General features: G+C 47.4%; 40 protein-coding genes. All 40 read right to left on the bottom strand.

Annotation, left to right across the window (positions count from 1 at the left end; genetic code table 11):
* Nucleotides 1–385 precede the first annotated feature (385 nt).
* The 40 genes from ACTL32_RS18150 to leuD all read right to left on the bottom strand — a co-directional run bounded on the left by ACTL32_RS18150 (nucleotide 386) and on the right by leuD (nucleotide 25,128).
* Entirely contained in the window at nucleotides 386–1,069 is a 684-nt protein-coding gene (locus tag ACTL32_RS18150) for a KinB-signaling pathway activation protein (RefSeq protein ID WP_441342759.1), read from the bottom strand.
* Nucleotides 1,070–1,232: 163 nt separating this feature from the next.
* Complete coding sequence (locus tag ACTL32_RS18145) at nucleotides 1,233–2,297, bottom strand: Mrp/NBP35 family ATP-binding protein (protein WP_441342758.1); 1,065 nt, start codon at nucleotides 2,295–2,297, stop codon at nucleotides 1,233–1,235.
* 142 nt (nucleotides 2,298–2,439) lie between these two features.
* Nucleotides 2,440–2,832 (bottom strand): 30S ribosomal protein S9, encoded by a 393-nt coding sequence (gene rpsI, locus ACTL32_RS18140; RefSeq protein ID WP_036803984.1) that lies wholly within the window; start codon nucleotides 2,830–2,832, stop codon nucleotides 2,440–2,442.
* A 29-nt stretch (nucleotides 2,833–2,861) separates the two neighbouring features.
* Nucleotides 2,862–3,299, bottom strand: coding sequence for a 50S ribosomal protein L13 (gene rplM, locus ACTL32_RS18135; protein WP_204893864.1), 438 nt, complete (start codon nucleotides 3,297–3,299; stop codon nucleotides 2,862–2,864).
* Nucleotides 3,300–3,507: 208 nt separating this feature from the next.
* Nucleotides 3,508–4,251, bottom strand: coding sequence for a tRNA pseudouridine(38-40) synthase TruA (truA, locus tag ACTL32_RS18130; protein WP_441342757.1), 744 nt, complete (start codon nucleotides 4,249–4,251; stop codon nucleotides 3,508–3,510).
* 11 nt (nucleotides 4,252–4,262) lie between these two features.
* A complete protein-coding gene (locus ACTL32_RS18125; RefSeq protein WP_441342756.1) occupies nucleotides 4,263–5,060 on the bottom strand; it encodes an energy-coupling factor transporter transmembrane component T family protein in 798 nt (265 codons plus the stop codon).
* Entirely contained in the window at nucleotides 5,057–5,929 is an 873-nt protein-coding gene (locus ACTL32_RS18120; RefSeq protein WP_441342755.1) for an energy-coupling factor ABC transporter ATP-binding protein, read from the bottom strand. Before ACTL32_RS18120 ends, ACTL32_RS18125 begins: the two co-directional genes overlap by 4 nt.
* Entirely contained in the window at nucleotides 5,905–6,753 is an 849-nt protein-coding gene (locus ACTL32_RS18115; RefSeq protein WP_441342754.1) for an energy-coupling factor ABC transporter ATP-binding protein, read from the bottom strand. Before ACTL32_RS18115 ends, ACTL32_RS18120 begins: the two co-directional genes overlap by 25 nt.
* 332 nt (nucleotides 6,754–7,085) lie before the next feature.
* Nucleotides 7,086–7,460: a 50S ribosomal protein L17 gene (gene rplQ / locus ACTL32_RS18110; protein WP_204893869.1), complete on the bottom strand. Its 375-nt coding sequence runs from the start codon at nucleotides 7,458–7,460 to the stop codon at nucleotides 7,086–7,088.
* Nucleotides 7,461–7,506: 46 nt separating this feature from the next.
* On the bottom strand, nucleotides 7,507–8,451 hold the full coding sequence (locus ACTL32_RS18105) for a DNA-directed RNA polymerase subunit alpha (RefSeq protein ID WP_377340821.1): 945 nt from the start codon (nucleotides 8,449–8,451) through the stop codon (nucleotides 7,507–7,509).
* A gap of 128 nt (nucleotides 8,452–8,579) precedes the next feature.
* A complete protein-coding gene (gene rpsK / locus ACTL32_RS18100; RefSeq protein WP_006828953.1) occupies nucleotides 8,580–8,969 on the bottom strand; it encodes a 30S ribosomal protein S11 in 390 nt (129 codons plus the stop codon).
* A gap of 25 nt (nucleotides 8,970–8,994) precedes the next feature.
* A complete protein-coding gene (gene rpsM, locus ACTL32_RS18095; RefSeq protein WP_204893730.1) occupies nucleotides 8,995–9,360 on the bottom strand; it encodes a 30S ribosomal protein S13 in 366 nt (121 codons plus the stop codon).
* Nucleotides 9,361–9,384: 24 nt separating this feature from the next.
* On the bottom strand, nucleotides 9,385–9,498 hold the full coding sequence (rpmJ, locus tag ACTL32_RS18090) for a 50S ribosomal protein L36 (RefSeq protein ID WP_006828951.1): 114 nt from the start codon (nucleotides 9,496–9,498) through the stop codon (nucleotides 9,385–9,387).
* Nucleotides 9,499–9,535: 37 nt separating this feature from the next.
* On the bottom strand, nucleotides 9,536–9,754 hold the full coding sequence (infA, locus tag ACTL32_RS18085) for a translation initiation factor IF-1 (RefSeq protein WP_006828950.1): 219 nt from the start codon (nucleotides 9,752–9,754) through the stop codon (nucleotides 9,536–9,538).
* 399 nt (nucleotides 9,755–10,153) lie between these two features.
* Nucleotides 10,154–10,807, bottom strand: a complete 654-nt coding sequence (locus ACTL32_RS18080; protein ID WP_441342753.1) for an adenylate kinase — start codon at nucleotides 10,805–10,807, stop codon at nucleotides 10,154–10,156.
* 60 nt (nucleotides 10,808–10,867) lie between these two features.
* The gene (gene secY, locus ACTL32_RS18075; RefSeq protein WP_204893728.1) at nucleotides 10,868–12,163 is read right to left on the bottom strand and encodes a preprotein translocase subunit SecY; all 1,296 of its coding nucleotides are present in this window, start codon (nucleotides 12,161–12,163) and stop codon (nucleotides 10,868–10,870) included.
* Nucleotides 12,163–12,603, bottom strand: a complete 441-nt coding sequence (rplO, locus tag ACTL32_RS18070; protein WP_204893727.1) for a 50S ribosomal protein L15 — start codon at nucleotides 12,601–12,603, stop codon at nucleotides 12,163–12,165. The genes secY and rplO overlap by 1 nt, the downstream gene beginning before the upstream one ends.
* Before the next feature lie 33 nt (nucleotides 12,604–12,636).
* Nucleotides 12,637–12,819 carry a 50S ribosomal protein L30 gene (gene rpmD / locus ACTL32_RS18065; protein ID WP_204893726.1) on the bottom strand — a complete coding sequence of 61 codons (183 nt, stop codon included), beginning with the start codon at nucleotides 12,817–12,819 and terminating at the stop codon, nucleotides 12,637–12,639.
* A gap of 14 nt (nucleotides 12,820–12,833) precedes the next feature.
* Entirely contained in the window at nucleotides 12,834–13,334 is a 501-nt protein-coding gene (gene rpsE, locus ACTL32_RS18060; RefSeq protein ID WP_135500642.1) for a 30S ribosomal protein S5, read from the bottom strand.
* A 20-nt stretch (nucleotides 13,335–13,354) separates the two neighbouring features.
* Nucleotides 13,355–13,717 carry a 50S ribosomal protein L18 gene (rplR, locus tag ACTL32_RS18055; protein WP_204893725.1) on the bottom strand — a complete coding sequence of 121 codons (363 nt, stop codon included), beginning with the start codon at nucleotides 13,715–13,717 and terminating at the stop codon, nucleotides 13,355–13,357.
* Between the two features lie 33 nt (nucleotides 13,718–13,750).
* On the bottom strand, nucleotides 13,751–14,290 hold the full coding sequence (gene rplF, locus ACTL32_RS18050) for a 50S ribosomal protein L6 (RefSeq protein WP_441342752.1): 540 nt from the start codon (nucleotides 14,288–14,290) through the stop codon (nucleotides 13,751–13,753).
* Between the two features lie 30 nt (nucleotides 14,291–14,320).
* Nucleotides 14,321–14,719 (bottom strand): 30S ribosomal protein S8, encoded by a 399-nt coding sequence (rpsH, locus tag ACTL32_RS18045; RefSeq protein WP_006828942.1) that lies wholly within the window; start codon nucleotides 14,717–14,719, stop codon nucleotides 14,321–14,323.
* A gap of 29 nt (nucleotides 14,720–14,748) precedes the next feature.
* Complete coding sequence (gene rpsN / locus ACTL32_RS18040) at nucleotides 14,749–14,934, bottom strand: 30S ribosomal protein S14 (protein WP_006828941.1); 186 nt, start codon at nucleotides 14,932–14,934, stop codon at nucleotides 14,749–14,751.
* Between the two features lie 19 nt (nucleotides 14,935–14,953).
* Nucleotides 14,954–15,493, bottom strand: coding sequence for a 50S ribosomal protein L5 (gene rplE, locus ACTL32_RS18035; RefSeq protein WP_204893723.1), 540 nt, complete (start codon nucleotides 15,491–15,493; stop codon nucleotides 14,954–14,956).
* A 27-nt stretch (nucleotides 15,494–15,520) separates the two neighbouring features.
* Complete coding sequence (gene rplX / locus ACTL32_RS18030) at nucleotides 15,521–15,832, bottom strand: 50S ribosomal protein L24 (protein ID WP_204893722.1); 312 nt, start codon at nucleotides 15,830–15,832, stop codon at nucleotides 15,521–15,523.
* A gap of 35 nt (nucleotides 15,833–15,867) precedes the next feature.
* Entirely contained in the window at nucleotides 15,868–16,236 is a 369-nt protein-coding gene (gene rplN, locus ACTL32_RS18025) for a 50S ribosomal protein L14 (RefSeq protein ID WP_441342751.1), read from the bottom strand.
* 48 nt (nucleotides 16,237–16,284) lie between these two features.
* Nucleotides 16,285–16,548: a 30S ribosomal protein S17 gene (gene rpsQ / locus ACTL32_RS18020; protein WP_204893720.1), complete on the bottom strand. Its 264-nt coding sequence runs from the start codon at nucleotides 16,546–16,548 to the stop codon at nucleotides 16,285–16,287.
* Between the two features lie 24 nt (nucleotides 16,549–16,572).
* The gene (rpmC, locus tag ACTL32_RS18015; protein ID WP_204893719.1) at nucleotides 16,573–16,773 is read right to left on the bottom strand and encodes a 50S ribosomal protein L29; all 201 of its coding nucleotides are present in this window, start codon (nucleotides 16,771–16,773) and stop codon (nucleotides 16,573–16,575) included.
* A complete protein-coding gene (gene rplP / locus ACTL32_RS18010; RefSeq protein ID WP_052654124.1) occupies nucleotides 16,763–17,197 on the bottom strand; it encodes a 50S ribosomal protein L16 in 435 nt (144 codons plus the stop codon). The genes rpmC and rplP overlap by 11 nt, the downstream gene beginning before the upstream one ends.
* 1 nt (nucleotide 17,198) lies before the next feature.
* Nucleotides 17,199–17,855 carry a 30S ribosomal protein S3 gene (gene rpsC, locus ACTL32_RS18005; RefSeq protein WP_204893718.1) on the bottom strand — a complete coding sequence of 219 codons (657 nt, stop codon included), beginning with the start codon at nucleotides 17,853–17,855 and terminating at the stop codon, nucleotides 17,199–17,201.
* A gap of 3 nt (nucleotides 17,856–17,858) precedes the next feature.
* Nucleotides 17,859–18,200: a 50S ribosomal protein L22 gene (rplV, locus tag ACTL32_RS18000; protein ID WP_203334933.1), complete on the bottom strand. Its 342-nt coding sequence runs from the start codon at nucleotides 18,198–18,200 to the stop codon at nucleotides 17,859–17,861.
* A 19-nt stretch (nucleotides 18,201–18,219) separates the two neighbouring features.
* The gene (gene rpsS / locus ACTL32_RS17995) at nucleotides 18,220–18,498 is read right to left on the bottom strand and encodes a 30S ribosomal protein S19 (protein ID WP_204893717.1); all 279 of its coding nucleotides are present in this window, start codon (nucleotides 18,496–18,498) and stop codon (nucleotides 18,220–18,222) included.
* A gap of 60 nt (nucleotides 18,499–18,558) precedes the next feature.
* Nucleotides 18,559–19,389, bottom strand: a complete 831-nt coding sequence (gene rplB, locus ACTL32_RS17990; RefSeq protein ID WP_441342750.1) for a 50S ribosomal protein L2 — start codon at nucleotides 19,387–19,389, stop codon at nucleotides 18,559–18,561.
* 46 nt (nucleotides 19,390–19,435) lie between these two features.
* Nucleotides 19,436–19,720, bottom strand: a complete 285-nt coding sequence (rplW, locus tag ACTL32_RS17985; RefSeq protein WP_204893715.1) for a 50S ribosomal protein L23 — start codon at nucleotides 19,718–19,720, stop codon at nucleotides 19,436–19,438.
* On the bottom strand, nucleotides 19,720–20,343 hold the full coding sequence (gene rplD, locus ACTL32_RS17980; protein ID WP_441342749.1) for a 50S ribosomal protein L4: 624 nt from the start codon (nucleotides 20,341–20,343) through the stop codon (nucleotides 19,720–19,722). Before rplD ends, rplW begins: the two co-directional genes overlap by 1 nt.
* Nucleotides 20,344–20,371: 28 nt before the next feature.
* Nucleotides 20,372–21,001, bottom strand: a complete 630-nt coding sequence (gene rplC / locus ACTL32_RS17975; RefSeq protein WP_441342748.1) for a 50S ribosomal protein L3 — start codon at nucleotides 20,999–21,001, stop codon at nucleotides 20,372–20,374.
* Between the two features lie 49 nt (nucleotides 21,002–21,050).
* Nucleotides 21,051–21,359: a 30S ribosomal protein S10 gene (rpsJ, locus tag ACTL32_RS17970; protein WP_004233624.1), complete on the bottom strand. Its 309-nt coding sequence runs from the start codon at nucleotides 21,357–21,359 to the stop codon at nucleotides 21,051–21,053.
* 256 nt (nucleotides 21,360–21,615) lie between these two features.
* Nucleotides 21,616–22,938, bottom strand: a complete 1,323-nt coding sequence (locus tag ACTL32_RS17965; RefSeq protein WP_441342747.1) for a Na+/H+ antiporter family protein — start codon at nucleotides 22,936–22,938, stop codon at nucleotides 21,616–21,618.
* A 171-nt stretch (nucleotides 22,939–23,109) separates the two neighbouring features.
* A complete protein-coding gene (locus ACTL32_RS17960) occupies nucleotides 23,110–24,054 on the bottom strand; it encodes a threonine ammonia-lyase (RefSeq protein ID WP_441342746.1) in 945 nt (314 codons plus the stop codon).
* 486 nt (nucleotides 24,055–24,540) lie between these two features.
* The gene (gene leuD / locus ACTL32_RS17955; protein WP_441342745.1) at nucleotides 24,541–25,128 is read right to left on the bottom strand and encodes a 3-isopropylmalate dehydratase small subunit; all 588 of its coding nucleotides are present in this window, start codon (nucleotides 25,126–25,128) and stop codon (nucleotides 24,541–24,543) included.
* Nucleotides 25,129–25,132: the final 4 nt, after the last annotated feature.

The raw sequence follows: 25,132 nt of genomic DNA, 5'->3' as shown, positions 1-25,132 counted from the left end.
GCCGTTCTCGCGCCTCGGCGCTCGTGACGTCTTTCGTTGACGTTTTGCTGTTCAGTTTTCAAGGTTCATGTTGTGCGCCTTGCTGTTTTTGTTTCGCGTTCTTGCTTGGCGACCTTTATTATATTAAAGCATGTTTATTCTTCTGTCAACACATTTGAAAAAGTTTTTAAAAATGATTCCCTTTCTTTTTCTCCCCCTCTTTTTGAAGCCTACATCCCTTGATGTGACAAGGGTTCCAAGCACACCCGCTCCCCTTTGCCGCCTTCTTCTTTCCTTGGTTCTTTAATTTTTAATCGGATAGAAAATGAAAAGCTCCTGCAAAGAACCAAAAAAAATCCGTCCGGCTTCCTCTTTCCAAGAGAGCCGGACGGATTTTCGTTTCATCTTATTTTTTGGCGGCAGTCTCCGCTGCCATCTTGCGGGCCGCTCTGCGCTCTTCAAGTTTCTGCCGGTCTTCGTCGGACTTTGCGTTGTACTTCGGCAGCATCAACAGCTGATAAGCATTAACCGCTAGGAAGGGGAATAGCAAAAGCGTCACCCAGCTGTCTACATTCCCTGCCTGGACCATCAGCACGGGCAGCCATTCTAGTGTCGTCACGGCAATCATGAAGAACAGCGCTGAGATGAACGTCGATTTTGTCGTCCACTTGGCTTTAAAGTACGCCGTCACGATTGCCGTTGCAATTAGGATGGCCAAGAGCCCTGCATAAAGCCAGCCCTGTGCAGCAGTCTCTGCGTTCGGCATGAAACGGAAAACAATTAAATCAAAGATGACAACCGCAATGATCAGCAGCTGCACCCAATTCCATAAGGTCAATGTCCGGAACATGTTGACCCCGAATTGATGGATCGTCAAGTATGCGAAAAAGCCCATTTGAGCGATCAGGCTCATCGTCATCCCGACCACTACCATCCAAACGAATCCTGCGAAGAATTCTCCCCACGCTCCCGCTTCAAAGGCAGGCGCAAAAACATCATTCCACCGGATGAACAAGCCGAGAATCCCGGTGATGCCTCCCCCGATCAACATAGCATTTATAAAAAACTTAACCCAATTTCGTATTGTCACGTTAATGCCTCCATTGTTTAAAATCCTCTTAAGATTGTACCAAACACCTAACTTAAAAATCCATCAAGCACGCCTCGCAGTTGTGAACAAACCTTGAAAAAAATGGCATTCTGTTCATAAATAGAAAAAGCCTGAAAGCTTCATCCAGCTTTCAGGCTCCGTCTCATTGTTTATTGGCAAACTGCTTTAAGATCTGGTTGGCAATGTCTTCGTAGATTTTCCCCGTCGGATGGTCTTCCAGGTAAACGGAAGGCGCAAAGTCCGCTTCGTTCCAATCCGGCTGGCCTAATGGAATCTGGCCAAGCAATGGCGCTTGCAATTCTTCTGCAAGTTTCGGTCCGCCGCCCTGCCCGAAAAGGTATTCTTTCTTGCCGGTCTCTTTGCTTTCGAACCAAGACATGTTTTCAATGACGCCCAGAACTTCGTGGTTCGTCTGGATAGCCATCGCTCCGGCACGCGCTGCAACAAATGCGGCAGTCGGGTGCGGCGTCGTCACGACGATTTCTTTGGAAGCCGGGAGCATCTGGTGGATATCAAGTGCGACATCCCCTGTGCCCGGCGGCAAGTCCAAGAGCAGGTAATCCAGCTCGCCCCATTCCACGTCGCGGAAGAACTGGTCAAGAACCTTCCCAAGCATCGGGCCGCGCCACACGACCGGCATGTTGTCTTCAACGAAGAAGCCCATCGAAATGACTTTTACACCGAAACGTTCCACAGGAATGATGGTGTCGCCGCGTACGACCGGCGACTTGTCGATCCCCATCATGTCCGGCACGCTGAAGCCGTAGATATCGGCATCGATCAATCCGACTTTTTTGCCGAGGCGCGCAAGTGCGACTGCCAAGTTGACTGAAACCGTCGATTTTCCGACGCCGCCTTTTCCGCTTGCAATCGAAATGAATTCCACTTTATTAAGAGGGGATAAAAGATCCTGGGCTTCCGATTCGTTTGCCGTCCCACGGAAACTTGCCAGCGCTTCCGGCGGCAATTCTTCAAAACGGATGCCGACTGACCCAGCTCCTGCGCCCTTCAGCACATCTACCACTTTCATTTGCAGCTGCATCTGCTCAGGCGTATTCGTTTTTGCAATAGCCAGCTTGACGCTCACGTGGTTCTTCTCTTCCTTAATCGTTACGGAAGTGATGCCGTTCGTTTCAGTCAACGATCTATGTAAAAACGGGTCTTGCAGTGTCCCCAGCAACTCGCGTACTTGTACTTCAGTTAACATATCGATACACTCCTTATCACTTTTGCTCACCGTACAGTATAACATAGCGCCATTCATTTTAAATCTATTCTGTCTTTTGGCAAAGCGCATGGAAAAAGCACCTTCCGAATCGCTTCGGAAAGTGCTTTTGAGTAATTGAAAATTAACGTTTTGAGAACTGTGGTGCACGACGAGCTGAACGAAGACCTGGTTTCTTACGTTCTTTCATACGTGGGTCGCGAGTTAGCAAGCCAGCTGATTTCAAAGCTGGGCGGAAAGCAGGATCTACAGTAAGTAGAGCGCGTGCAATTCCGTGGCGTACTGCTCCAGCTTGACCTGTGAAGCCGCCGCCTCTTACGTTTACAAGCACATCGTAGCTGCCAAGAGTTTCAGTAGCGACTAGTGGTTGTTTGATGATTTGCTCAAGTGTTTCGTATGGAACGTAATCCGATACGTCACGGTTGTTGATTGTAATTGTGCCGTCTCCTGGTACTAAACGTACGCGAGCTGTAGAGTTTTTACGGCGACCTGTACCAATATATTGAACTTGTGCCAAAGGTGTATCCTCCTCTTATTTACTAATAATTATCCGCGAAGTGTGTAAGCTTCTGGTTGTTGTGCTTGGTGGTTATGCTCTGGTCCTGCGTAAACGTGCAATTTCTTGAACGTTTGACGGCCTAAGCTGTTTTTAGGAAGCATCCCTTTAATAGCCAATTCAAGCATTTTAGTCGGGTACTTTGTGCGCATTTCAAGTGCTGTGCGCTGTTTCAAACCGCCTGAGTATTGCGTGTGGCGATAGTAGATTTTGTCTGACAATTTTTTACCAGTCAAGTGGATCTTGTCAGCGTTGATGATGATCACGTGGTCACCTGTGTCAACGTTTGGTGTGAATGTTGGTTTGTATTTACCGCGTAGGATTGAAGCGACTTCAGAAGCTAAACGTCCAAGAGTTTGCCCTTCTGCATCGACAACCAACCATTTACGCTCGACTTCGTGACCTTTAGCCATGAATGTTGTACGCATGTATATTGTCCTCCTAAAATATCATCTCTGTTATTAATCATGTTCCAAGTTCCGTTGAAACATGTCCGTTGTTCCGTTTTTTCGTTATCCCTTAACACAAATAACCTTCCGGGGCATATCGTGGGGGTAATGAAAATACCATACATCATCTTATAATGAATGACGTGAAAAGTCAAGGGTTTTTCTAAAAACACCTGGAAAAGTTGCTTCAGTCTTCGTACTCCACATGTTCCAGGTACAACCCGTGGGCTGCCGCTGTTTTTCCGGCAGCTCCCCGGTCCGCGCTGCGTATGATTTCCCGCAGTTCAGCCGCTTCTCTGCGGCCCAGGCCGACTTCCATCAGAGTACCTGCGATGATCCGCACCATATTGTACAGGAACCCCGACCCTTCAATGACCATATGGAGCTCTTCCCCGTGTTCCTCGAAATCCAGGCGCCGGATAGTGCGGACCTTGTCTACAACCCCGGTGTTGGCAGCACAGAAACTGGAGAAATCATGGGTGCCGATAAACGCGGCCGCTGCTTCCCGCATTTCACCGACATCCGGCCGCTGCTTGGTATGGACCATATAATGGCGGGTAAACGGGTTGATGATCGGGCTGCGGTCCCATTTATAGCGGTAGGTCTTGCCAACCGTATGGTAGCGGGCATGGAACCCGGGCTCTGCTTCTGCTATTTCCAGCACCCGTATGTCTTCCGGCAGCAGGACATTCAATGCCTTCAGCCAGCCGCTCACCGGAATGGACAGCGGGGTATCGAAATGGATCACTTGGCCAGTTGCATGCACTTTAGCGTCTGTCCGCCCGCTCGCGACCACTTGGATCACTTCGCCTTTATGGATGTTCTGAAGCACCGCCATCAGCTCCTGCTGGACGGTGCGCGCTTCCGGCTGGATTTGGTAGCCCGCAAACCCGGAGCCATCATAAGCGATTTTCGCTTTCATTCGTTTCATGCTTTCTCTCCTTATGTTCGGTAATACCAAAGCACACCGGTCAAAACAGCCAATACCAAGATGCTCAAGGTATCAGCCCAGCGCCAGTCAAGCTGGCGGTAGCGGGTCCGGCCTTCGCCGCCGCGGTATCCGCGCACTTCCATTGCCGTCGCCAAGTCTTCCGCCCGTTTAAAGGCGCTGACAAACAGCGGGATGAGCAGCGGCACAACCGCTTTGATGCGTTCTTTCACCGGACCTGAGCCGATATCGGACCCTCTGGCCATCTGCGCTTTCATGATCTTGCCGGTCTCATCCATCAATGTCGGGATGAAACGCAGCGAGATCGACATCATCAATGCCAGTTCATGGACAGGCAGCTTGATGCGCTTGAAGGGTCCAAGGAGCGTTTCAATGCCATCCGTGATGGAAATCGGCGAAGTGGTCAATGTCAGGATGCTCGTGATGAACACCAATACCAAAAAGCGGATCGACAGGAAAATCCCTTGCCGCAGCCCTTCTTCATAGATATCTACAAACCCGATGCTTAAGAGCAGCTGGCCCCCTTGCGTGAAGAAGAGGTGCAGGAGAAATGTGAAAATCAATAAGATAAAGACCGGTTTCAATCCATTCACCAGGAAGTATAGACGGATTTTCGACAGGAAAATCACGCCGAAGGTAAATGCCAGCAAGATGCCGTAGGTTAGCGCATTGTTCGCCACAAAGACAATGGCGATAAAAAGGAAGACGAACAGAATCTTCGCCCGCGGATCCAGGCGGTGGATAAGAGAGTTACCAGGGATGTACCGGCCAAAAATCATTTTCTCCATCATTCGGGATCACGCCCTTCCCCGAGCGCCACGGCGATATTTTTTGCCAGCGCTTCTTCCGTCAAGGAAATCCCGTCCAACTGGACGCCCATCTTTTCTTCGAACTGCCGCTGCAGGCGAACCGTGCGCGGAGGCTCTAAGCGGTAATCGAGCAATTGCTCTTCATTTGCAAAAATGTCTTTCGGCTCTCCAGTAGTGACGCATTTTCCGCCATGCATGATGGCGATCCGGTCGGCGTAGCGTGCCGCATCTTCCATGCTATGGGTTACGAGCACCGTGGTCAGCCCTTTTTCCACATGCAGTTTGTGGAACAAGTCCATGATTTCCCGCCGTCCTCTTGGATCAAGGCCGGCCGTCGGTTCATCAAGCACCAGCACACTCGGTTCCATCGCAAGCACCCCGGCAATTGCCACCCGGCGCATTTGGCCGCCTGACAGATCGAATGGTGATTTTTCCAGCACTTCCGGCGGCAAACCGAGGAGCGAGACAAGTTCATGCGCCCGGCGGCTTGCTTCCTCTTCCGGCACGCCGAAATTCAACGGACCGAACATGATATCTTTCAGGACCGTCTCATCAAACAGCTGCTGTTCCGGAAACTGGAACACGATGCCGACCTGCCGGCGGATCTCCCGGAGGTTTTTCGCTTTAATCCCCGCTTCAATCTTGCGGTCGCCGATGATGACAGCGCCTTCGGTGGGGATCAGAAGGGCGTTCAAATGCTGCAGGACAGTCGATTTCCCGGAACCGGTATGTCCGATGATCGCCGTATAGGATCCTGAAGGGATATGCAAGTTGACGTGCTGCAGCGCCCTTTTTTCAAACGGCGTATTCTGCGCGTAACTGTATCCTACTTCCTGTAGTAGAATTTCCATAATTCATCCACCAACTTATCTTCTGTCATATGTTCTCCATTTGTCTGGACACCTGCTTCTTCGAGCAGATGCGACATGCGCATGGCAAAAGGCAGATCCAGCCCCAGCCTTACTAGCTCGCTTCCGGACTGGAAGACTTGCTGAGGCGTCCCTTCCATCTGTTTATGCCCTTGGTTCATGACGATCATCCGGTCTGCCAAAGCCGCTTCTTCCAGATCGTGCGTAATCGAGATGACGGTCAAACCCGTCGCTTCCCGGAGCTCCTGAATCGTCTCAATCACTTCCATGCGCCCTTGCGGATCGAGCATCGATGTGGCTTCATCTAGTATTAAAAGACGCGGGCGCAAGGCCAATGCGCCGGCAATTGCCACACGCTGCTTCTGGCCGCCGGACAAGTGATGCGGTTCATGGTCCATATAATCGTCCATCTTCACTTGGCGCAAAGATTCTTTCACCCGGATGACCATCTCTGCATGCGGCACACCGTTGTTCTCAAGGGCAAATGCCACATCGTCCTGGACGGTCGCTCCGACAAATTGGTTATCGGGATTCTGGAACACCATCCCCATCTGTGAACGGATATCCCATAAATTCTCCTCCGACATCGCTTGGCCAAGGGCCGAAACCTGCCCGGCCGCCGGAAACAGCAGGCCGTTCATCAATTTCGCAATCGTCGACTTCCCGGAGCCGTTATGGCCGACAAGTGCGATCCATTCCCCTTCGCTGATGGCAAAAGAAAGGTCCGCAACGGCAGGCCGTACGGTTTTATCTTCTGGTGCATATGTAAATGTCACATTATCAAATGACATAATAATCGAAGTCATCTCAGCTAACCTCCTCTAATTCCACGCTCTACTTTACTCTACTCGGTTCCATAAGCCTCTGTAAAATCTTTTGGAAATAAAAAAGCGCGCACCTCATTCAGAGAAATGCGCTTTTTCTGTCTCTATGGCGCCCCGATTGCTTAAGCCGGGGTTGAATGAGGTGCGTAGAGCTAGACAAGACGCCGCCGGTTAAGGCTCGCTCATCGTAACGCTCAGCTTTTCTTAAGTGTCGTATAAATCATAATGTTAAAAGAAGAGGGTGTAAACCCTCTCCAAGTAAATCAATTGTGCCTCGGCATGATTGCGTCAGCCTTTGAATCTACTGATTCAAATTAAACCAATTCGATAATTACCATTGGTGCGCCATCTCCGCGACGAGGCCCCATTTTCATGATGCGTGTGTAACCGCCTTGGCGTTCAGCGTAGCGTGGAGCAACATCATCAAACAATTTCTGCAAAGCATAAGTTGTTGTTTCGTTGCCTTCAGCGTCTGCAGTTGTTACCAACTCACGGCGCATCCATGCTGCTGCTTTACGGCGAGCGTGAAGATCTCCGCGCTTACCAAGCGTAATCATTTTTTCTACAGTCGAACGCACTTCTTTCGCACGAGCTTCTGTCGTTTGAATGCGTTCATGAACGATTAAGTCTGTTGTAAGGTCACGCAATAGCGCTTTACGTTGAGAACTTGTACGTTGTAGCTTTCTCATTGAAGTTTCCCTCCTTTGTTAAATAGTACGGATCCGATTGTCGGAATCAGTCTTCTTTACGAAGTCCAAGCCCTAAATCTTCCAACTTTACTTTCACTTCTTCAAGTGATTTGCGTCCAAGGTTGCGCACTTTCATCATGTCGTCTTCCGACTTGCTTGCCAGTTCGTGTACCGTATTGATACCCGCACGCTTCAAGCAGTTGTAAGAACGGACCGAAAGATCAAGTTCTTCGATAGTCATCTCTAATACTTTTTCTTTTTGGTCTTCTTCTTTTTCAACCATGATTTCAGCCGTTTGAGCCTCATCTGTCAAACCAACGAAGATATTTAAATGCTCAGTAAAGATTTTTGCACCAAGTGCAATCGCTTCTTTAGGTCCAATGCTGCCATCTGTCCATACATCAAGCGTCAATTTATCAAAATTAGCGAGTTGTCCTACCCGTGTGTTCTCCACTTGGAAGTTCACGCGGGATACTGGTGTGTAAATAGAGTCAATCGGGATAACACCGATCGGAAGATCTTCACGTTTGTTCTGATCTGCACGGGCATATCCACGGCCTCGGTTCGCATACATGCGCATACGCAGGTGGCCGTCTTTCGCGATTGTTGCAATATATAGATCCGGATTCAGAATTTCCACGTCACTGTCGTGCGTGATATCTGCAGCCGTAACCGTTCCATCACCTTTTACATCAATTTCAATGACTTTTTCTTCGTCAGAGTAAATTTTCAGTGCCAGTTTCTTAATATTCAAGATGATTGATGCCACATCTTCTTCTACACCTTCAACAGTGGAGAATTCGTGAAGCACTCCGTCAATTTGAATCGAAGTAACAGCAGCGCCTGGTAAAGATGAAAGTAAGATTCGACGTAAGGAGTTTCCTAAAGTGGTTCCATATCCACGCTCAAGCGGTTCGACAACAAACTTGCCGTATTTGGCAGAATTGTCGAGCTCGATCGTTTCAATTTTTGGTTTTTCTATTTCGAGCATTCATTTTACCCTCCTTCAGAACGTCGGTGTTTTCGTTTCATCAAGAATTCGATAGTCACAGACTTTCGCAACGATTCGGAACACATTCAGTAAGTCGTGATGTTCAAAAATCCTATTCAGATTAACGATTATACGCGACGGCGTTTTGGCGGGCGGCAACCGTTGTGAGGAACTGGAGTTACATCTTTGATAGCTGTAACTTCTAGACCGGCAGCTTGAAGCGCACGGATAGCAGCCTCACGACCTGAACCAGGACCTTTAACTGTAACTTCCAAAGTTTTAAGACCGTGTTCGATAGACGTTTTAGCAGCGGTTTCTGCAGCCATTTGAGCAGCGAAAGGTGTAGATTTACGTGAACCTCTAAATCCTAGTGCACCAGCGCTGGACCATGATACTGCGTTACCTTGCATATCAGTAATCGTAACGATTGTGTTGTTGAATGTTGAGCGGATGTGAGCAATACCGGATTCGATATTCTTTTTCACACGACGCTTACGAGTTTGTTGTTTACGTGCCATGTTAAGAAGATACCTCCTTTACTGATTATTTTTTCTTGTTAGCTACAGTTTTACGAGGACCTTTACGCGTACGCGCATTGTTCTTCGTATTTTGTCCGCGTACAGGAAGTCCGCGGCGGTGGCGAATACCTCGGAAGCTAGCGATTTCCATCAAGCGTTTGATGTTCATCGATACTTCACGGCGAAGGTCACCTTCGATTTTGTATTGATCCAATTGTTCACGGATATTGTTCAACTCGTCTTCAGTAAGATCGCGGACGCGCGTATCTTCAGAGATACCAGCAGAAGCAAGAACTTTCTGAGCAGTAGTTTTACCAACACCGAAAATGTATGTTAATGAAATAACAACGCGTTTGTCGCGCGGAATGTCAACACCAGCAATACGTGCCATGTGTGTGATGCACCTCCTTCTTTATTAGCCTTGTCTTTGTTTGTGTTTCGGATTTTCACAGATTACCATTACTTTACCGTTTCTGCGAATAACTTTACATTTTTCGCAGATCGGTTTCACAGATGGTCTCACTTTCATCTAACCCAACCTCCTTAGTAGTCCGGAGTGCAAAAGATTATTTAAAACGGTATGTGATACGACCGCGTGTTAAATCGTAAGGAGAAAGTTCCACTGTTACTTTATCCCCCGGCAGAATGCGGATGAAGTGCATGCGGATCTTGCCGGATACATGCGCAAGAATCGTATGGCCGTTCTCCAGTTCCACTTTAAACATCGCGTTAGGCAAAGTCTCAACGACTGTTCCTTCGATTTCAATTACATCGTCTTTCGCCATCGACCCAGTCTCCCTTCTGTATACAAATCAGGTTCCCATCTTCAAACAGTATTTGCTGATTGAATAATTCAATTCATTCACCAGGAATGCATGAGTGACATTCGAAAGACAGTCTCCGAGTTCCACTGCCCGCAAATTGCGGAGAGGGGGTAATCCGGTTAATACAGTCTGACTCATGTTTCCTCGACCGTCCGGACTGCCTTGGATGAGTTCCAAACCCGTTACACAGATGCTTCCACGAAACCCATTATACTATTTCCAGTGCACAATTGCACATTGCGAACCCTGCACCGGACTTCATATAACAAGCCTTGTTTGCTTTTGCAGCTCTCGAAAATTCATATCTCCGGTGCTCCTTAAAGCCACATGGAGGCAACTAACTGCGCCCGGCGCCGGGACTTAACCTCGGTCGCCCTTTAGAAGAGCATCAATGTCAGCAAATACTTTTTGAATATCCTGCTGTCCATCTATATTCTGCAGCACGCCTTTGTTTTCATAGAAATCAAGAAGCGGCTGTGTTTGCTTAATGTTTACTTCTAAACGGTTTGTGACGGTTTCAGGGTTATCGTCTTCGCGCATGTAGAGCTCGCCACCGTCTTTGTCGCACACGCCTTCAACTTGAGGCGGATTGAACACAAGATGGTATGCAGTGCCACACACTTTGCAAATCCGACGGCCTGATAATCGCTTAACAAGTTCGTCTTGTTCAACTTGGATGTTTACGACATGCTCGATTCTTTTGCCGAGATCGGCAAGAAGAGATTCCAGCGCTTCAGCTTGTGGGACTGTGCGTGGAAAGCCGTCCAATAGGAAGCCTTCTTCACAATCCGCAGCGCTAAGACGCTCACGGACGATACCGATAGTCACTTCATCAGGCACGAGTGCCCCTTGATCCATGAACGATTTTGCTTTCAAGCCTAGTTCCGTTCCACCTTTGATGGCTGCCCGGAACATATCACCTGTAGAAATATGAGGGATGTCGTACTTCTCAACAATTTTATCTGCTTGAGTGCCTTTTCCGGCACCCGGCAGACCCATTAATACGATATTCATACGGTTTGCCCCCTCAGACAAGCGGACAAGGAACGCCAAAACGCTCCCTGGAGCCCTTGATTATTTCATAAAGCCTTTGTAATGACGTTTAACAAGCTGGGATTCCAACTGTTTCATCGTCTCCAATGCTACCCCTACCACGATCAATAAACTTGTACCGCCGATTTGGGCCGATTGTGGCAAGCCCATCAAGTTGGTGAAGAAAATTGGCATTACCGAAATAACAGATAGGAAGATTGCACCGACAAACGTCAAACGGTACAGAACACTTGTTAAATAATCTTGCGTATTTTTACCCGGACGGATTCCTGGAATATAAGCACCTTGCTTCTTCAGGTTGTCCGACATGTTTTCAGGGTTGACCTGAATGAATGCATAGAAGTACGTGAATGCCACGATCAAAGCGATATAAATGATCATACCGACAGGGCGCGTGTAATCAAACGTATTCTGGATTGCATCTGTAACAGCGTTCGCTCCGAAGAAAGAAGCAATGGTTTGCGGCGTAATGATGAACGCCACTGCAAAGATTACCGGGATAACTCCGGCCGCGTTCACTTTCAAAGGTAAATGCGTTTGTTGTGCACTTGTTGTCTGGCCGCGGCCAGCAACCCGTTTTGCATACTGGATCGGAATCTTGCGCAGCGCTTGCTGAACATAGATGACCAATACAGTAACAGCAACGACTGCTAATGCCAGCAAAGCCATTAAGGCAATGTTGATCGCGAGCTGATCTCCAGCTCCTTCGATCTGCTGAGCATACAATTGGTTGACAGCTCCAGGTATTGCAGCGACAATCCCAGCGAAGATGATAATCGAAATACCGTTCCCCACACCTTTTGCCGTAATCTGCTCACCAAGCCACAGTAGAAATGCTGTACCCCCGGTCAAGACGATCGCGATGACAACATACGTTGAAATCGAGTTGTTCTGAATCAAAGATCCGCCATAAATCTGGTTGAATCCGTAAGACATACCAATCGCTTGGATAAAGGCAAGTACAATTGTGAAGTAGCGAGTGAATTGCGCAAGTTTCCGTCTTCCGACTTCCCCTTGTTTCGCCCACTCTGCAAATTTCGGTACAACATCCATCTGCAATAATTGCACGATGATCGACGCTGTAATGTATGGCATGATTCCCATCGCTAAGATCGAGAAGTTAGCTAGGGCGCCTCCACCGAAAGTATTTAAGAATCCGATCAAGCCAGCCTGATCGGTAGCTTGCAGTACATCCGCATCAACATTCGGTACCGGAATGAAAGTTCCGATACGGAAAATGATGAGCATCAGTAATGTAAAGATGATTTTATTTCGAATATCAGTCACGCGCATAAAATTGGAGATTGTCTGAAACATTAAAGCACCTCAGTTTGTCCGCCGGCAGCTTCGATTGCTTCTTTAGCTGTTCCAGAGAATTTGTGAGCTTTAACTGTCAATTTTTTCTCTAAGTTACCGTTGCCTAGAATCTTGATTCCAGAACGTTCGTTGCTCACAACACCTGATTCGATAAGCAATGCAGGTGTAATTTCTGTGCCTTCGTCGAAACGGTTCAATACGTCAAGGTTCACAATAGCGTAGTCTTTACGGTTAATGTTCGTAAATCCACGTTTCGGCAAACGACGGAACAATGGGTTTTGTCCACCCTCGAATCCAGGACGAACTCCGCCGCCTGAACGTGCGTTTTGACCTTTGTGGCCTTTACCTGCTGTTTTACCAGTACCTGAACCGATACCGCGTCCGATACGCTTTCTAGAACTGCGTGAACCTTCTGCTGGTTTTAATTCATGAAGTTTCATGTGGTTGGCACCTCCTTCTATAGAAATCAGGGATTAAACTTCTTTGATAGTTACTAAGTGAGCGACTTTGTCAATCATACCGCGAACGGCTGCATTGTCTTGGTGCGCTACTGTCTGATGCATTTTGCGCAAGCCTAGGGCTTGTACAGTTTTACGTTGTGCCGGCTTAGCGCCGATCACTGATTTTGTGAGGGTAATTTCTAGTTTAGTAGCCATGTAATTTTCCCTCCTTATCCTAATAGCTCTTCTGTAGTTTTGCCGCGAAGTTTTGCAACTTGGTCAGCGCTCTTCAGTTGAGTTAAACCGTTGATAGTTGCACGAACCATGTTGATTGGTGTGTTTGAACCTAGAGATTTAGACAAGATGTCTTGTACCCCTGCAAGTTCAAGTACCGCACGCACAGGTCCGCCGGCAATAACACCAGTACCCGGAGAAGCCGGTTTGATAAGAATTTGGCCAGCACCGAAGCGGCCGATTACTAAGTGTGGAGTTGTGCCTTTAACCATTGGCACTTCGATCAAGTTTTTCTTCGCATCTTCAATAGCTTTACGGATAGCATCTGGAACTTCTTGAGCTTTCCCAGTACCAAAACCGACATTACCATTTTTGTCGCCTACAACAACTAATGCGGAGAAACGGAAACGACGTCCACCTTTTACAACTTTCGCTACGCGGTTAATCGTAACTACGCGTTCTTCAAGTTCAAGTTTGTTTGGATCAATACGACGCATGAAATGTGTCCCTCCTTCTTTTAAAATTGTAAACCATTTTCACGTGCTGCTTCTGCTAAAGCTTTGACACGTCCGTGATACAAATAACCACCGCGGTCAAAAACAATCGATGTCAATCCTTGTTCTACAGCGCGCTTAGCGATAGTTTCGCCAACTTTTGCCGCAGCTTCAAGATTTCCTTTAGAACTTCCTTCGAAATCCTTATCCATTGATGATGCACTAGCGAGTGTTACGCCGTTTGTATCGTCGATCAATTGAGCGTAAATATATTTATTTGAACGGAATACGTTTAAACGCGGGCGAGTTGCTGTACCCGTGATTTTAGAACGTACACGAGCATGGCGCTTTTTACGAGATGCGTTTTTGTCGAGTTTCGTAATCACTGAGGTCACTCCTTTCATCCTGCCTAAGCAGCATTATTTACCTGTTTTACCTTCTTTGCGGCGAACTTTTTCACCTTCATAGCGGATACCTTTGCCTTTATACGGCTCTGGCGGACGCACTTGGCGAATGTTAGAAGCTAGAGCTCCAACGCGTTCTTTGTCGATCCCTTTAACGATTACTCGTGTGTTGGCTGGAACTTCAACTGTAAGTCCTTCTTCCGGAGTGAATTCCACCGGGTGAGAGTAGCCTACGTTAAGAACCAATTTGTTGCCTTGAAGCTGAGCACGGTATCCAACCCCGACCAATTCAAGCACGCGCTCGAATCCTTGTGAAGTTCCAAGTACCATGTTCGCAAGCAAAGCACGAGTAGTACCGTGGATTGTGCGGTGTTCTTTCGACTCAGAAGGACGTGTTAATGTTAGCACGTTATCTTCAAGAGCGATGTTGATATCTTTGTTAAATGTGCGAGTCATCTCGCCTTTAGGGCCTTTAACAGTTACTACGTTGCCGTCAGCGACAGTTACAGTAACGTCAGCAGGCACCTCGATTGGTTTTTTACCTACACGTGACATTTCTTTGCACCTCCATTCGTTTGTTGCTTATTACCAAACGTATGCTATGATTTCTCCGCCGATTTGTTTCGCGCGGGCTTCTTTATCAGTTACCAAACCTTGTGATGTCGATACCAAAGCGATTCCAAGACCGTTTAGTACACGAGGCACCTCATTAGTTTTAGCGTAAACACGTAGTCCTGGTTTTGAAATACGTTTCAAGCCAGTAATAACGCGTTCGTTGTTTGCTCCGTATTTCAAGAAAATCCGGATCATGCCTTGCTTGTCATCTTCTACATATTCTACGTCACGGACGAAACCTTCACGCTTCAAAATTTCAGCGATGTCTTTTTTCACATTAGAAGCCGGAAGCTCTAATTTCTCGTGACGAACCATGTTTGCATTACGAATGCGTGTCAGCATATCTGCAATCGGATCTGTCATTGTCATTACATTTACCTCCTTCCCAAATTAGGGGATTACCAGCTGGCTTTTTTGACGCCAGGAATTTGTCCCACATATGCAAGTTCACGGAAACAAATACGGCAAAGTTTAAATTTGCGTAATACTGAATGCGGACGTCCGCATCGTTCACAGCGTGTGTACTCTTGTACTTTAAACTTTGGCGTGCGTTTTTGTTTTGCGATCATAGATTTTTTAGCCACGTTTACGCCTCCCTCACGTTTACTTTTGGAACGGCATTCCGAATTGTGTTAGTAACTCACGAGCTTCTTCATCAGAGTTCGCAGTTGTTACAATTACGATGTCCATACCGCGTACTTTGGAAACTTTATCATAATCTATTTCAGGGAAGATCAATTGTTCTTTCACACCTAATGTGTAGTTGCCGCGTCCGTCGAAAGATTTTTTCGATACGCCACGGAAGTCACGCACACGTGGAAGTGAGATAGCAATCAATTTATCCAGGAAGTCATACATACGCTCTCCGCGTAGTGTTACTTTAGCGCCGATTGGCATACCTTCACGAAGACGGAAGCCAGCAATAGATTTTTTAGCTTTAGTAATAACTGGTTTTTGGCCAGCGATCGTAGTTAATTCTTCAACAGCTGAGTCCAGGGACTTAGTGTTTTGAACAGCTTCGCCTACACCCATGTTGATGACGATCTTGTCGACTTTAGGCACTTGCATTACTGATTTATATTCAAACTTGCTCACTAGAGCAGGAGTGATTTCATTCACATATTTTTCTTTTAGGCGGTTCATGTGTGTACCTCCCTTCATTCAGGAATTTTATTTATCTATCTGTTCACCGGATTTTTTTGCAACACGAACTTTTTTACCATCTACTACCTTGTATCCTACACGAGTCGGCTCGCCGGATTTAGGGTCGATCAACATTACGTTAGAAACGTGAATAGCTGCTTCTTGGCTGACAATTCCACCTTGTGGGTTTGCCTGGTTCGGTTTTGTATGCTTTTTGATGATGTTGACACCTTCAACAAGCACACGGTCTTTCTTAGGAAGAGCAGTCAAAACAACACCTGTTTTGCCTTTGTCTTTGCCTGAGATTACCTTAACTGTATCACCTTTTTTAACATGCATTCTGTCGCACCTCCTTGGTATCGCACATTGATTTATTAAAGAACTTCAGGAGCAAGTGAAACGATTTTCATGAAGTTGTTGTCGCGAAGTTCGCGTGCAACTGGTCCGAAGATACGTGTTCCACGTGGACCTTTATCGTCACGAATGATAACACATGCATTTTCATCAAACTTGATATAAGTACCATCTTTGCGGCGAGCTCCGCTTTTCGTGCGAACGATGACAGCCTTGACGACTTCACCCTTCTTAACAACGCCACCTGGTGTTGCTTTTTTCACGGTACAAACGATTACGTCACCGATGTTTGCAGTCTTGCGACCAGAACCACCAAGTACTTTAATCGTTAGTACTTCACGAGCACCCGAGTTGTCTGCAACTTTTAAACGAGTTTCCTGTTGGATCACTTAGGTTACCTCCCTCCGGAATTTCTTACGTTCCGAAATTAATTTAAATTAGATAATAACCGCTTTTTCTACAACTTCCACCAAACGGAAACGTTTTGTAGCTGATAGCGGACGAGTTTCCATGATGCGAACGATGTCGCCCATTTTAGCTTCGTTTTGCTCGTCATGAGCTTTGAATTTCTTAGAGTATTTTACACGTTTGCCATAAAGTGCGTGCTTCTTTTGAGTTTCAACCATTACTGTAACGGTTTTGTCCATTTTGTCAGACACAACACGGCCTGTGTATACTTTGCGTTGGTTACGCTCAGTCATACTTGCAAACCTCCTCTCGAATTATCAGTTGTTTCCACTGATTTCTCTTTCATGAATCACAGTTTTCATACGGGCAATCGCTTTACGTACTTCGCGGATGCGAGCAGTATTTTCTAATTGACCAGTAGCCAATTGGAAGCGAAGGTTGAAAAGCTCTTCTTTCAGTGATTTCACTTTTTGTTCGATTTCAGCAGTGGTTAAGTCACGGATTTCTTTAGCTTTCATTCGATTCACCACCAATTTCTTCGCGTTTTACGAACTTCGTTTTGATCGGAAGTTTGTGAGATGCAAGGCGCAATGCTTCGCGTGCCACTTCTTCAGATACTCCTGCAAGTTCAAACATGATTTTACCTGTTTTAACAACCGCTACCCAGCCTTCAGGCGAACCTTTACCGGATCCCATACGTACCTCAAGAGGCTTTTTCGTATAAGGTTTATGCGGGAAAATTTTAATCCATACTTTACCGCCACGTTTCATGTAGCGAGTCATGGAAATACGTGCAGCTTCGATTTGGCGGTTAGTGATCCAAGATGATTCCAAAGCCTGGAGACCAAATTCACCGAATGCGATTTCTTTGCCGCCTTTAGCTTCTCCGCGCATCTTTCCGCGGTGCTCACGACGATATTTAACGCGTTTAGGCATTAACATATTATTTGCCTCCTTCCTCAGATTTCTTCTTAGTTGGAAGGACTTCACCGCGGTAGATCCATACTTTTACGCCAAGTTTGCCGTAAGTAGTGTCAGCTTCAGCGTGCGCATAGTCGATATCAGCACGAAGCGTATGGAGCGGAACAGTACCTTCACTGTAGTGTTCAGCACGCGCAATGTCAGCGCCGCCTAGACGTCCAGATACTTGAGTTTTGATCCCTTTAGCGCCAGAACGCATAGTGCGCTGGATTGCTTGTTTTTGTGCACGGCGGAAAGACACGCGGTTTTCCAATTGACGTGCAACACTTTCAGCAACTAGTTTCGCATCAAGGTCAGCTCTCTTGATTTCAATGATGTTGATGTGTACACGCTTGCCAGTCATGTTGTTCAGTTGAGTGCGAAGTACTTCTACTTCAGAACCACCTTTACCGATTACCATCCCTGGTTTCGCAGTGTGAATCGTTACGTTTACACGGTTTGCAGCGCGCTCAATTTCGATTTTAGAAACTGAAGCTTCTTTCAAACGTGCTTCGATGTATTCACGGATTTTAATATCTTCGTGAAGAAGTGTCGCATAGTCCTTTTCAGCGTACCATTTTGACTCCCAGTCACGAATGATGCCGATACGCATCCCGATTGGATGTATTTTTTGTCCCACGAATTATCCCTCCTTCTTCTCAGATACCACTAGTGTGATGTGGCTTGTACGTTTATTGATTGCGCTCGCGCGTCCCATTGCACGTGGACGGAAACGTTTCAGTGTTGGACCTTCGTCAACGAATACTTCACTGACAACCAAGTTGTTCAGATCCATTTCGTAGTTGTGTTCAGCGTTAGCAGCTGCAGATTTCAATAACTTCTCAACAACAATAGATGCTGCTTTCGGAGTGTGGTTCAAAATCGCAACAGCTTCGCCGATTTGCTTGCCTCGGATTAAATCTACTACTAAACGGACTTTACGAGGAGCAATACGTACTGTTCTAGCGACAGCTTTTGCTTGCATGGGGAAATCCTCCTCTCAATTAACGTCTTGTTTTCTTGTCGTCTGCGCCATGACTAGCGTATTTGCGTGTTGGAGCAAATTCACCTAGTTTATGGCCGACCATATCTTCAGTTACATATACAGGGATGTGTTTTTGACCATCGTATACTGCAATTGTCTGTCCGATGAATGTCGGGAAAATTGTAGAACGGCGAGACCAAGTTTTAATCACTTGTTTTTTCTCAGAGTCCTTTTGTGCATCAACTTTCTTCAAAAGATGATCATCAGCAAAAGGTCCTTTTTTCAAGCTGCGGCCCATTTGGGATCCTCCCTTCGTGATTGCACCACGGTTCTTATCACGAACCGTAGCGGAATCAAATTATTTTTTACGACGACGCACGATGAACTTGTCTGACTTGTTCGTTTTCTTGCGTGTTTTGTACCCAAGAGTTGGTTTGCCCCATGGAGACATTGGTGACTTACGTCCGATTGGCGAACGTCCTTCACCACCACCGTGTGGGTGATCGTTCGGGTTCATTACAGATCCGCGGACAGTTGGGCGTTTGCCTAACCAGCGGTTACGGCCTGCTTTACCGATGTTGATCAATTCGTGTTGTTCGTTACCTACAGAACCGATTGTAGCTTTGCAAGTTGCAAGGATCATGCGAACTTCGCCTGACTGCAAACGAACAGTTACGTATTTGCCTTCTTTACCCAATACCTGAGCTGAAGTTCCTGCAGAGCGTACAAGTTGTCCGCCGCCGCCTGGCTTCAATTCAATGTTGTGGATTGTAGAACCCATTGGGATGTTTGATAACGGAAGTGCGTTACCTGGTTTGATATCAGCTTCAACGCCTGACATGATTTGCGTTCCAACCGTGATTCCTTTAGGAGCCAAGATGTAACGTTTTTCTCCGTCAGCGTAATGAATCAATGCGATGTTCGCAGAACGGTTTGGATCGTACTCGATTGTAGCAACGCGTCCTGGAATGCCATCTTTGTTACGTTTGAAATCGATGACACGGTATTGGCGTTTATGTCCGCCGCCGTGGTGGCGTACAGTTAACTTACCTTGGTTGTTACGGCCGCCTTTGCGCTTTACTGGCTGTAAAAGCGATTTTTCAGGCTTGTTCGTTGTGATTTCAGCGAAATCAGAACTCGTCATGTTACGACGACCGTTGGAGGTAGGTTTATATTTTTTAATCGCCATGTTGTTTCCCTCCTTCGTTAGTAGTTCCTTAAGAACTTATGAAAAATTAAATTTCGAACAATTCGATGTCTTTTGAGTCAGCAGTCAACTTAACAATCGCTTTACGGCGTTTGTTTGTGTAACCTGCGTGTTTGCCCATGCGTTTGAATTTCCCTTTGTAGTTCATGATGTTGACTTTCTCAACTTGAACTCCGAAGATTTCCTGAACTGCATGTTTAACTTGTGTTTTGTTAGCGCGAGTGTCCACTTCAAAAGTGTACTTCTTATCTGCCATTACTTCAGAAGAACGCTCAGTAATGACCGGACGCTTTAGAATATCACGTGCTTCCATTAACTAAGCACCTCCTCAATTTTCTCAATCGCTGCTTTTGTCATGACAACTTTGTCATGTCCAAGCAAGTCCAATACGTTGATGCCAGTTGCCGACACCACTGTCATGCCTTGGATGTTACGCGCAGACAATGCTACGTTTTCATCAAGGTCAGCAGTTACGAACAAAGCTTTTTTACCGATTGAAAGGTCGCCGATCAATTGTGTAAATGACTTTGTTTTTGGTGCGTCAAATGTCAATCCTTCAAGTACCATCAATTTTTCTCCGATTATTGTTGAAGAAAGAGCAGAGCGAAGAGCTAAGCGACGTACTTTCTTAGGCAATTTATAGCTGTAGCTGCGTGGTGTCGGTCCGAAGACGACTCCGCCTCCGCGCCATTGTGGTGAACGGATCGAACCTTGACGGGCACGTCCAGTTCCTTTTTGGCGCCATGGTTTTTTACCACCGCCGGCTACTTCAGAACGGTTTTTTACTTTATGATTACCTTGGCGAAGTGAAGCGCGCTGCATCACTACTGCGTCAAATAATACAGCTTCATTTGGTTCGATACCGAATACATAGTCGTTCAATTCGATGTCGCCAACTTGTGAACCTGTTTGATTTAATAAAGCTACTTTAGGCATTCGTGTTTCCTCCTTCCTCTAAAAACTATTATTTCGATTTGATCGCTGATTTAACGCGAAGCATTGCTTTACGTGAACCAGGGACATTACCTTTGATTAGAAGCAAGTTACGTTCCACATCAACCTTAACGATTTCAAGGTTCTGGATTGTAATTGTTGTTCCACCCATTTGACCAGGCAATTTCTTCTGTTTGAATACACGGTTTGGAGCAACAGGCCCCATTGAACCAGGACGACGGTGGTAACGTGATCCGTGAGCCATTGGCCCGCGTGATTGTCCGTGGCGCTTGATAACACCTTGGAAACCTTTACCTTTTGTTGTTCCTGTGACATCTACTACATCGCCTTCTGCGAATACATCAACTTTGACTTCCTGACCAATCTCGTAATCAGCTAAGTTTACATTGCGAAGTTCGCGAATGAAGCGCTTAGGAGCAGTGTTCGCTTTTGCTACGTGTCCTTTAGAAGGTTTGTTTGAAAGCTTTTCGCGCTTGTCTTCAAAACCTAATTGGATTGCTTCGTAGCCGTCAACCTCAACTGTTTTCTTTTGAAGCACTACGTTTGGAGCAGCCTCAACTACAGTTACAGGGATTAAATCACCGTTCTCAGCAAAAACTTGCGTCATACCGATTTTTCTACCTAAGATTCCTTTGGTCATGTTGTCACACCTCCTGCAATTTTTGTGTTTTTTCTATTTCGTTTACCGATTAAAGTTTGATTTCAATATCAACGCCGGATGGTAAATCCAGTTTCATTAACGCATCCACAGTTTGTGGTGTTGGGTTAACGATATCGATTAAGCGTTTATGTGTGCGCATTTCAAATTGCTCACGAGAATCTTTGTACTTATGGACAGCACGCAAGATTGTGTAAACTGATTTTTCCGTCGGCAACGGTATCGGACCCGATACGCTTGCACCTGAACGTTTTGCAGTTTCAACAATTTTCTCAGCAGACTGATCTAGGATTCTATGATCATATGCTTTTAAACGGATACGAATTTTTTGTTTTGCCATTATTTTCCCTCCCTTTTCGCCTATTTTGGATAGACATTCTCCACGAAAATTTTCCAATCACTCGCCATGGCAAAGCGGCCGGGTGTATCGGTAACCTCTCGCTTCATCGCAGTCAAAGACCAACATTCACCATTATACAAAAGAAAAAAGAATTCCGCAAGGCTTTCAACGAAATTCTTTCTTTTATTCGCTTTTTTTATTATAGCAGGATTCAACGGTTAAGCAACCCATACGCTAATAGTCCGAACATTCTTCTTTAACCGAGCAGCATCACTGCAATCCAGCCGAACACAACGAGCGGAATGTTGTAGTGGATGAACGTCGGCACGCACGTATCCCAGATGTGGTTATGCTGTCCGTCAACGGCCAACCCTGCTGTCGGGCCGAGCGTCGAATCGGACGCCGGCGAGCCGGCATCTCCAAGCGCGCCCGCTGTGCCGATCAATGCAATGATGGCAATTGTTGAGAAGCCGAACTCCATGCTGAGCGGAACGAAAATGGCGGCGATGATCGGAATCGTGGCAAATGATGAACCGATGCCCATCGTCACGACCAAGCCGATGATCAGCATGACCAAGGCAGCGGCGCCTTTATTGCCGTTGAACAAATCCGATGCGCTTGAGACGAGCGGTTCGATTGCGCCCGTTGCCTGGATGACGGAAGCGAAACCGTTCGCCGAGATCATCACAAAGCCGATGAACGCCATCATGCGCATCCCGGCAGTAAGCACGTCGTCCGCATCCCGCCATTTCATCGCTCCGAATACATAGAGCACCAGGATGCCGGCAAGCGCTCCGATGATCATCGAATCTGTCTGGATCTGCCCGTACAGCGCAGCAGCCAAGGCGACGATGGTCACGATGATATCTTTCTTCGAAGCGGTTTTTGTTTGAGTTTCTTCTATAGTATTAGCGAACGTTTGATAAGTCCGCGGTTTGCGGTATGAGATGAACACCGCCACGGCCAATCCGATGGCCATGCCGCCGACAGGAATCGCCATTGCTCTCGGGATATCCGCCATATCGATCGGCAAGCCGGCGAGCTCCATCTGGGTCGCGACGATCTCATGGAAAATCAACCCGAATCCGTATGGCAATAAAATATACGGAGCTGTCAGCCCGAATGTCAGAACCGATGCGATCAAGCGGCGGTCGATGCGCAGCTCGTTAAGGATGTGCAAAATCGGCGGCACCAGCAGCGGGATGAACGCGATGTGAATCGGGATCAAGTTCTGCGAGAAGATCGCCATGACCAATAGGGCAAAAACGATCAGCGCTTTCGCCAATCCTTCCCGTGTCGCTTCCCCTTCTTTATTGACCAGTTTCAGAACGCCCGCAACGAGCAATTCCGGAATCCCGGTCCGTGAAATGGCGACAGCGAACCCGCCGAGCATAGCATAGCTCAGCGCAATGGTCGCCCCTGCCCCTAAACCTTCCGTATAGGCAGTGACGGTGTCTGTAAACGATAAACCGCCGGCAAGCCCTCCTGCCAATGCGCCGATCAGCAAGGCGAAAACCACATTGACCCGCAGCAGGCTTAATACCAGCATGATGATAACGGCAAGTACAACTGCATTCATATCTATCTCTACTCCTTTAGTTTGCTAAAGCGTTAAAGTACTCATTTAAATTAACAAATTGATAAATAGATGTCAACCGCTTGAACCGGTTTCTGCCAAAGTGGAAAAAGTCCGACAATATGCTTTTTCGAACACAAAAAACCCCTCCGTTTAGACGAAGGGGTCCCACTATCAATAAGAACTGGCCGTACCCATATCAGTAGCGATTTTTCTGCATGTCTCGAGTTTGCCGATATCAAAATTGCCGCCGCTGACGATAATGCCGGTGCGGGCGGAATGAAAAGGCAGGTGATGATGGAGCACTGCCGCTACAGCAGCCGCTCCCGCTCCTTCCACAAGCATCTTTTCCCGTTCAAGCATGAACAGGATCGACGAGGCGATTTCCTGCTCGCTGACAGTGATGATGTCATCCACGTATGCTTGGATGATTTGAGTGGTCAATTTGCCCGGCTCTTTCACTTTGATGCCTTCTGCGATCGTCGGCAAAAATGGAACTGCCGAGTTGTTTGCGCCATGGAATACCGATGCAATGGCGGAAGCGGCCCTCGCCTGCACGCCGATCACCCGGATTTCCGGACGGATCACTTTGACAGCGATGGCCGTCCCGGCGAGCAAACCGCCGCCGCCTGCTGGCACCACGATGGTATCGAGGTCCGGGCATTGCTGAAGCATTTCCATCGCGACTGTCGCCTGGCCTTCGATAATGGCCAAGTCGTCGAATGGATGAACAAACGCAGCCCCTGTCATCAACTGCTCTTTTTTCGCCGCCGCATAGGCTTCGTCGAAACTCTTCCCGACAAGGCGGACCGTCGCTCCGTACTGGCGTGTAGCTAGCACTTTCGCTTCCGGCGTCCCTTCAGGCATGAATACCGTCACCGGCACCCCTTTTTCCTTTCCAGCCATTGCAACGCCCTGGGCATGGTTGCCTGCAGAAGCGCAAAGAATCCCTCTTGCACATTCGGCATCGCTCAACTGGCTGATTTTATTGAAGGCGCCCCGTACTTTGAACGAGCCGGTCTTCTGCAGGTTCTCCAACTTTAGTGAAACTTCGCTGCCTGTCAGGCAATTCAGCGTATGGGACTGCTTGCACGGCGTGCGGTGGACAATCGGTGCCAATTTCTCGAATGCATTGAATAAGCCTACCGTATCGTACGAATTCCCAACAAAATCATCTCCTCTTTTAATCGGTATACGGTGAATTAATGAAGCGAGAGTTTATATGCCGCTTCGGCCGCTTTGGGCATGGCTCCCGCCATGAGCCGAGAAGACCACTCGTCTCACTGCAAAACCCTTCTGCTCCTGCATCGCTGCGCTAGCTTCGTCGCAAATAAAATGTCCCAAACTGCTTTTGGGCCATTTTATTGCCTAGCCCTTGGACGCGCCGGCGCTGGATAAAATCATTAGAGTTAAGCAACTCTACCTTTTTCGCAGTGCAATCTGAGATATGAAGCAAAACAGCGGAGACGCCCGCGGGAAAGCGAGACAGCCGAGACCCCGCAAGCCGCAAGGCGGCTGAGGAGGCTTGGCGCTCGCCCGCAGGCAAGCGCAGCTGTTTTGCGGAATATCGTCTACTACTGATCACTATTTCACCGTATCCCGAAACTATGCGAACTGCTTTGCTTCAAATGCTGCAATGTACGATTCATACTGGAAGGTCAACGCGATCTCGTCCCAGCCTTTTAAGAGCATCTCTTTCCAATAAGGGTCGATAGTGAAGCTGTAACGCGTGCCGTCTTCACCGGTTACGGTCTGCTCTTCCAGATTGACTTCCAGCCGGTAAGGACGCTGCTGGCCTTTGTGGATCAGCTCGTCCACTTCGGCATGTGCCAGGCGGATCGGCAAGATGCCGTTTTTGACGCAGTTATTATAGAAGATATCTGCAAAGCTGGGCGCGATGACGACATTGAACCCATAGTCCTGAATGGCCCACGGGGCATGCTCGCGTGAAGAGCCGCAGCCGAAGTTTTCTTGTGCAACCAGGATTTCGGAGCCGTTGAAACGGGGATCATTCAAGACAAAGTCTTCAGCCGGAGTGCCATCGGGGCGGAAGCGCCAATGATGGAACAAATACTTGCCGAACCCGGTGCGCTCGATGCGCTTCAGAAATTCCTTCGAGATGATTTGGTCGGTGTCTACGTTTTTGCGGTCAAGCGGCGTCATGACGCTTTCAATATGGTTGATTGGCTTCATTTAT

This window comes from Planococcus sp. FY231025 (assembly GCF_052078085.1).
In the GTDB taxonomy this organism is placed as follows: domain Bacteria; phylum Bacillota; class Bacilli; order Bacillales_A; family Planococcaceae; genus Planococcus.
The sequence above is the reverse complement of the archived record's forward strand: the minus strand, read 5'-3'. Positions and strand labels throughout refer to the sequence as shown.

Bases quoted from the DNA above. Each gene is read 5' to 3' on its own strand.
- rplW (WP_204893715.1), bottom strand. From the start codon at position 19,720: ATGGAAGCACGTGATATTCTAAAGCGTCCGGTCATTACTGAGCGTTCT.
- ACTL32_RS18105 (WP_377340821.1), bottom strand. From the start codon at position 8,451: ATGCTCGAAATAGAAAAACCAAAAATTGAAACGATCGAGCTCGACAAT.
- rpsM (WP_204893730.1), bottom strand. From the start codon at position 9,360: ATGGCACGTATTGCTGGTGTTGACATTCCGCGCGACAAACGCGTTGTT.
- rplC (WP_441342748.1), bottom strand. From the start codon at position 21,001: ATGACCAAAGGAATCTTAGGTAGAAAAATCGGTATGACGCAAGTTTTT.
- rpmC (WP_204893719.1), bottom strand. From the start codon at position 16,773: ATGAAAGCTAAAGAAATCCGTGACTTAACCACTGCTGAAATCGAACAA.
- rplP (WP_052654124.1), bottom strand. From the start codon at position 17,197: ATGTTAATGCCTAAACGCGTTAAATATCGTCGTGAGCACCGCGGAAAG.
- rplB (WP_441342750.1), bottom strand. From the start codon at position 19,389: ATGGCGATTAAAAAATATAAACCTACCTCCAACGGTCGTCGTAACATG.
- rplV (WP_203334933.1), bottom strand. From the start codon at position 18,200: ATGCAAGCAAAAGCTGTCGCTAGAACAGTACGTATTGCTCCTCGTAAA.
- rplD (WP_441342749.1), bottom strand. From the start codon at position 20,343: ATGCCTAAAGTAGCTTTATTAAATCAAACAGGTTCACAAGTTGGCGAC.
- rpmD (WP_204893726.1), bottom strand. From the start codon at position 12,819: ATGGCTACTAAACTAGAAATTACCCTCACAAAATCAGTGATCGGCGCT.
- ACTL32_RS18145 (WP_441342758.1), bottom strand. From the start codon at position 2,297: ATGTTAACTGAAGTACAAGTACGCGAGTTGCTGGGGACACTGCAAGAC.
- leuD (WP_441342745.1), bottom strand. From the start codon at position 25,128: ATGAAGCCAATCAACCATATTGAAAGCGTCATGACGCCGCTTGACCGC.
- rpsQ (WP_204893720.1), bottom strand. From the start codon at position 16,548: ATGACTGAGCGTAACCAACGCAAAGTATACACAGGCCGTGTTGTGTCT.
- rpsE (WP_135500642.1), bottom strand. From the start codon at position 13,334: ATGCGTCGTATTGATCCAAACAAACTTGAACTTGAAGAACGCGTAGTT.
- ACTL32_RS18080 (WP_441342753.1), bottom strand. From the start codon at position 10,807: ATGAATATCGTATTAATGGGTCTGCCGGGTGCCGGAAAAGGCACTCAA.
- rpsS (WP_204893717.1), bottom strand. From the start codon at position 18,498: ATGGGCCGCAGCTTGAAAAAAGGACCTTTTGCTGATGATCATCTTTTG.
- ACTL32_RS18120 (WP_441342755.1), bottom strand. From the start codon at position 5,929: ATGGAAATTCTACTACAGGAAGTAGGATACAGTTACGCGCAGAATACG.
- rplE (WP_204893723.1), bottom strand. From the start codon at position 15,493: ATGAACCGCCTAAAAGAAAAATATGTGAATGAAATCACTCCTGCTCTA.
- rplM (WP_204893864.1), bottom strand. From the start codon at position 3,299: ATGCGTACAACATTCATGGCTAAAGGTCACGAAGTCGAGCGTAAATGG.
- ACTL32_RS17965 (WP_441342747.1), bottom strand. From the start codon at position 22,938: ATGAATGCAGTTGTACTTGCCGTTATCATCATGCTGGTATTAAGCCTG.
- rpmJ (WP_006828951.1), bottom strand. From the start codon at position 9,498: ATGAAAGTGAGACCATCTGTGAAACCGATCTGCGAAAAATGTAAAGTT.
- rplO (WP_204893727.1), bottom strand. From the start codon at position 12,603: ATGAAACTTCATGAATTAAAACCAGCAGAAGGTTCACGCAGTTCTAGA.
- rplF (WP_441342752.1), bottom strand. From the start codon at position 14,290: ATGTCACGTGTAGGTAAAAAACCAATCGAGGTGCCTGCTGACGTTACT.
- secY (WP_204893728.1), bottom strand. From the start codon at position 12,163: ATGTTTCAGACAATCTCCAATTTTATGCGCGTGACTGATATTCGAAAT.
- ACTL32_RS18125 (WP_441342756.1), bottom strand. From the start codon at position 5,060: ATGATGGAGAAAATGATTTTTGGCCGGTACATCCCTGGTAACTCTCTT.
- ACTL32_RS18115 (WP_441342754.1), bottom strand. From the start codon at position 6,753: ATGACTTCGATTATTATGTCATTTGATAATGTGACATTTACATATGCA.
- infA (WP_006828950.1), bottom strand. From the start codon at position 9,754: ATGGCGAAAGACGATGTAATTGAAATCGAAGGAACAGTCGTTGAGACT.
- rpsH (WP_006828942.1), bottom strand. From the start codon at position 14,719: ATGACAATGACAGATCCGATTGCAGATATGCTGACACGCATTCGTAAT.
- truA (WP_441342757.1), bottom strand. From the start codon at position 4,251: ATGAAACGAATGAAAGCGAAAATCGCTTATGATGGCTCCGGGTTTGCG.
- rplQ (WP_204893869.1), bottom strand. From the start codon at position 7,460: ATGAGAAAGCTACAACGTACAAGTTCTCAACGTAAAGCGCTATTGCGT.
- rpsK (WP_006828953.1), bottom strand. From the start codon at position 8,969: ATGGCACGTAAACAACAAACTCGTAAGCGTCGTGTGAAAAAGAATATC.
- rpsJ (WP_004233624.1), bottom strand. From the start codon at position 21,359: ATGGCAAAACAAAAAATTCGTATCCGTTTAAAAGCATATGATCATAGA.
- rplX (WP_204893722.1), bottom strand. From the start codon at position 15,832: ATGCATGTTAAAAAAGGTGATACAGTTAAGGTAATCTCAGGCAAAGAC.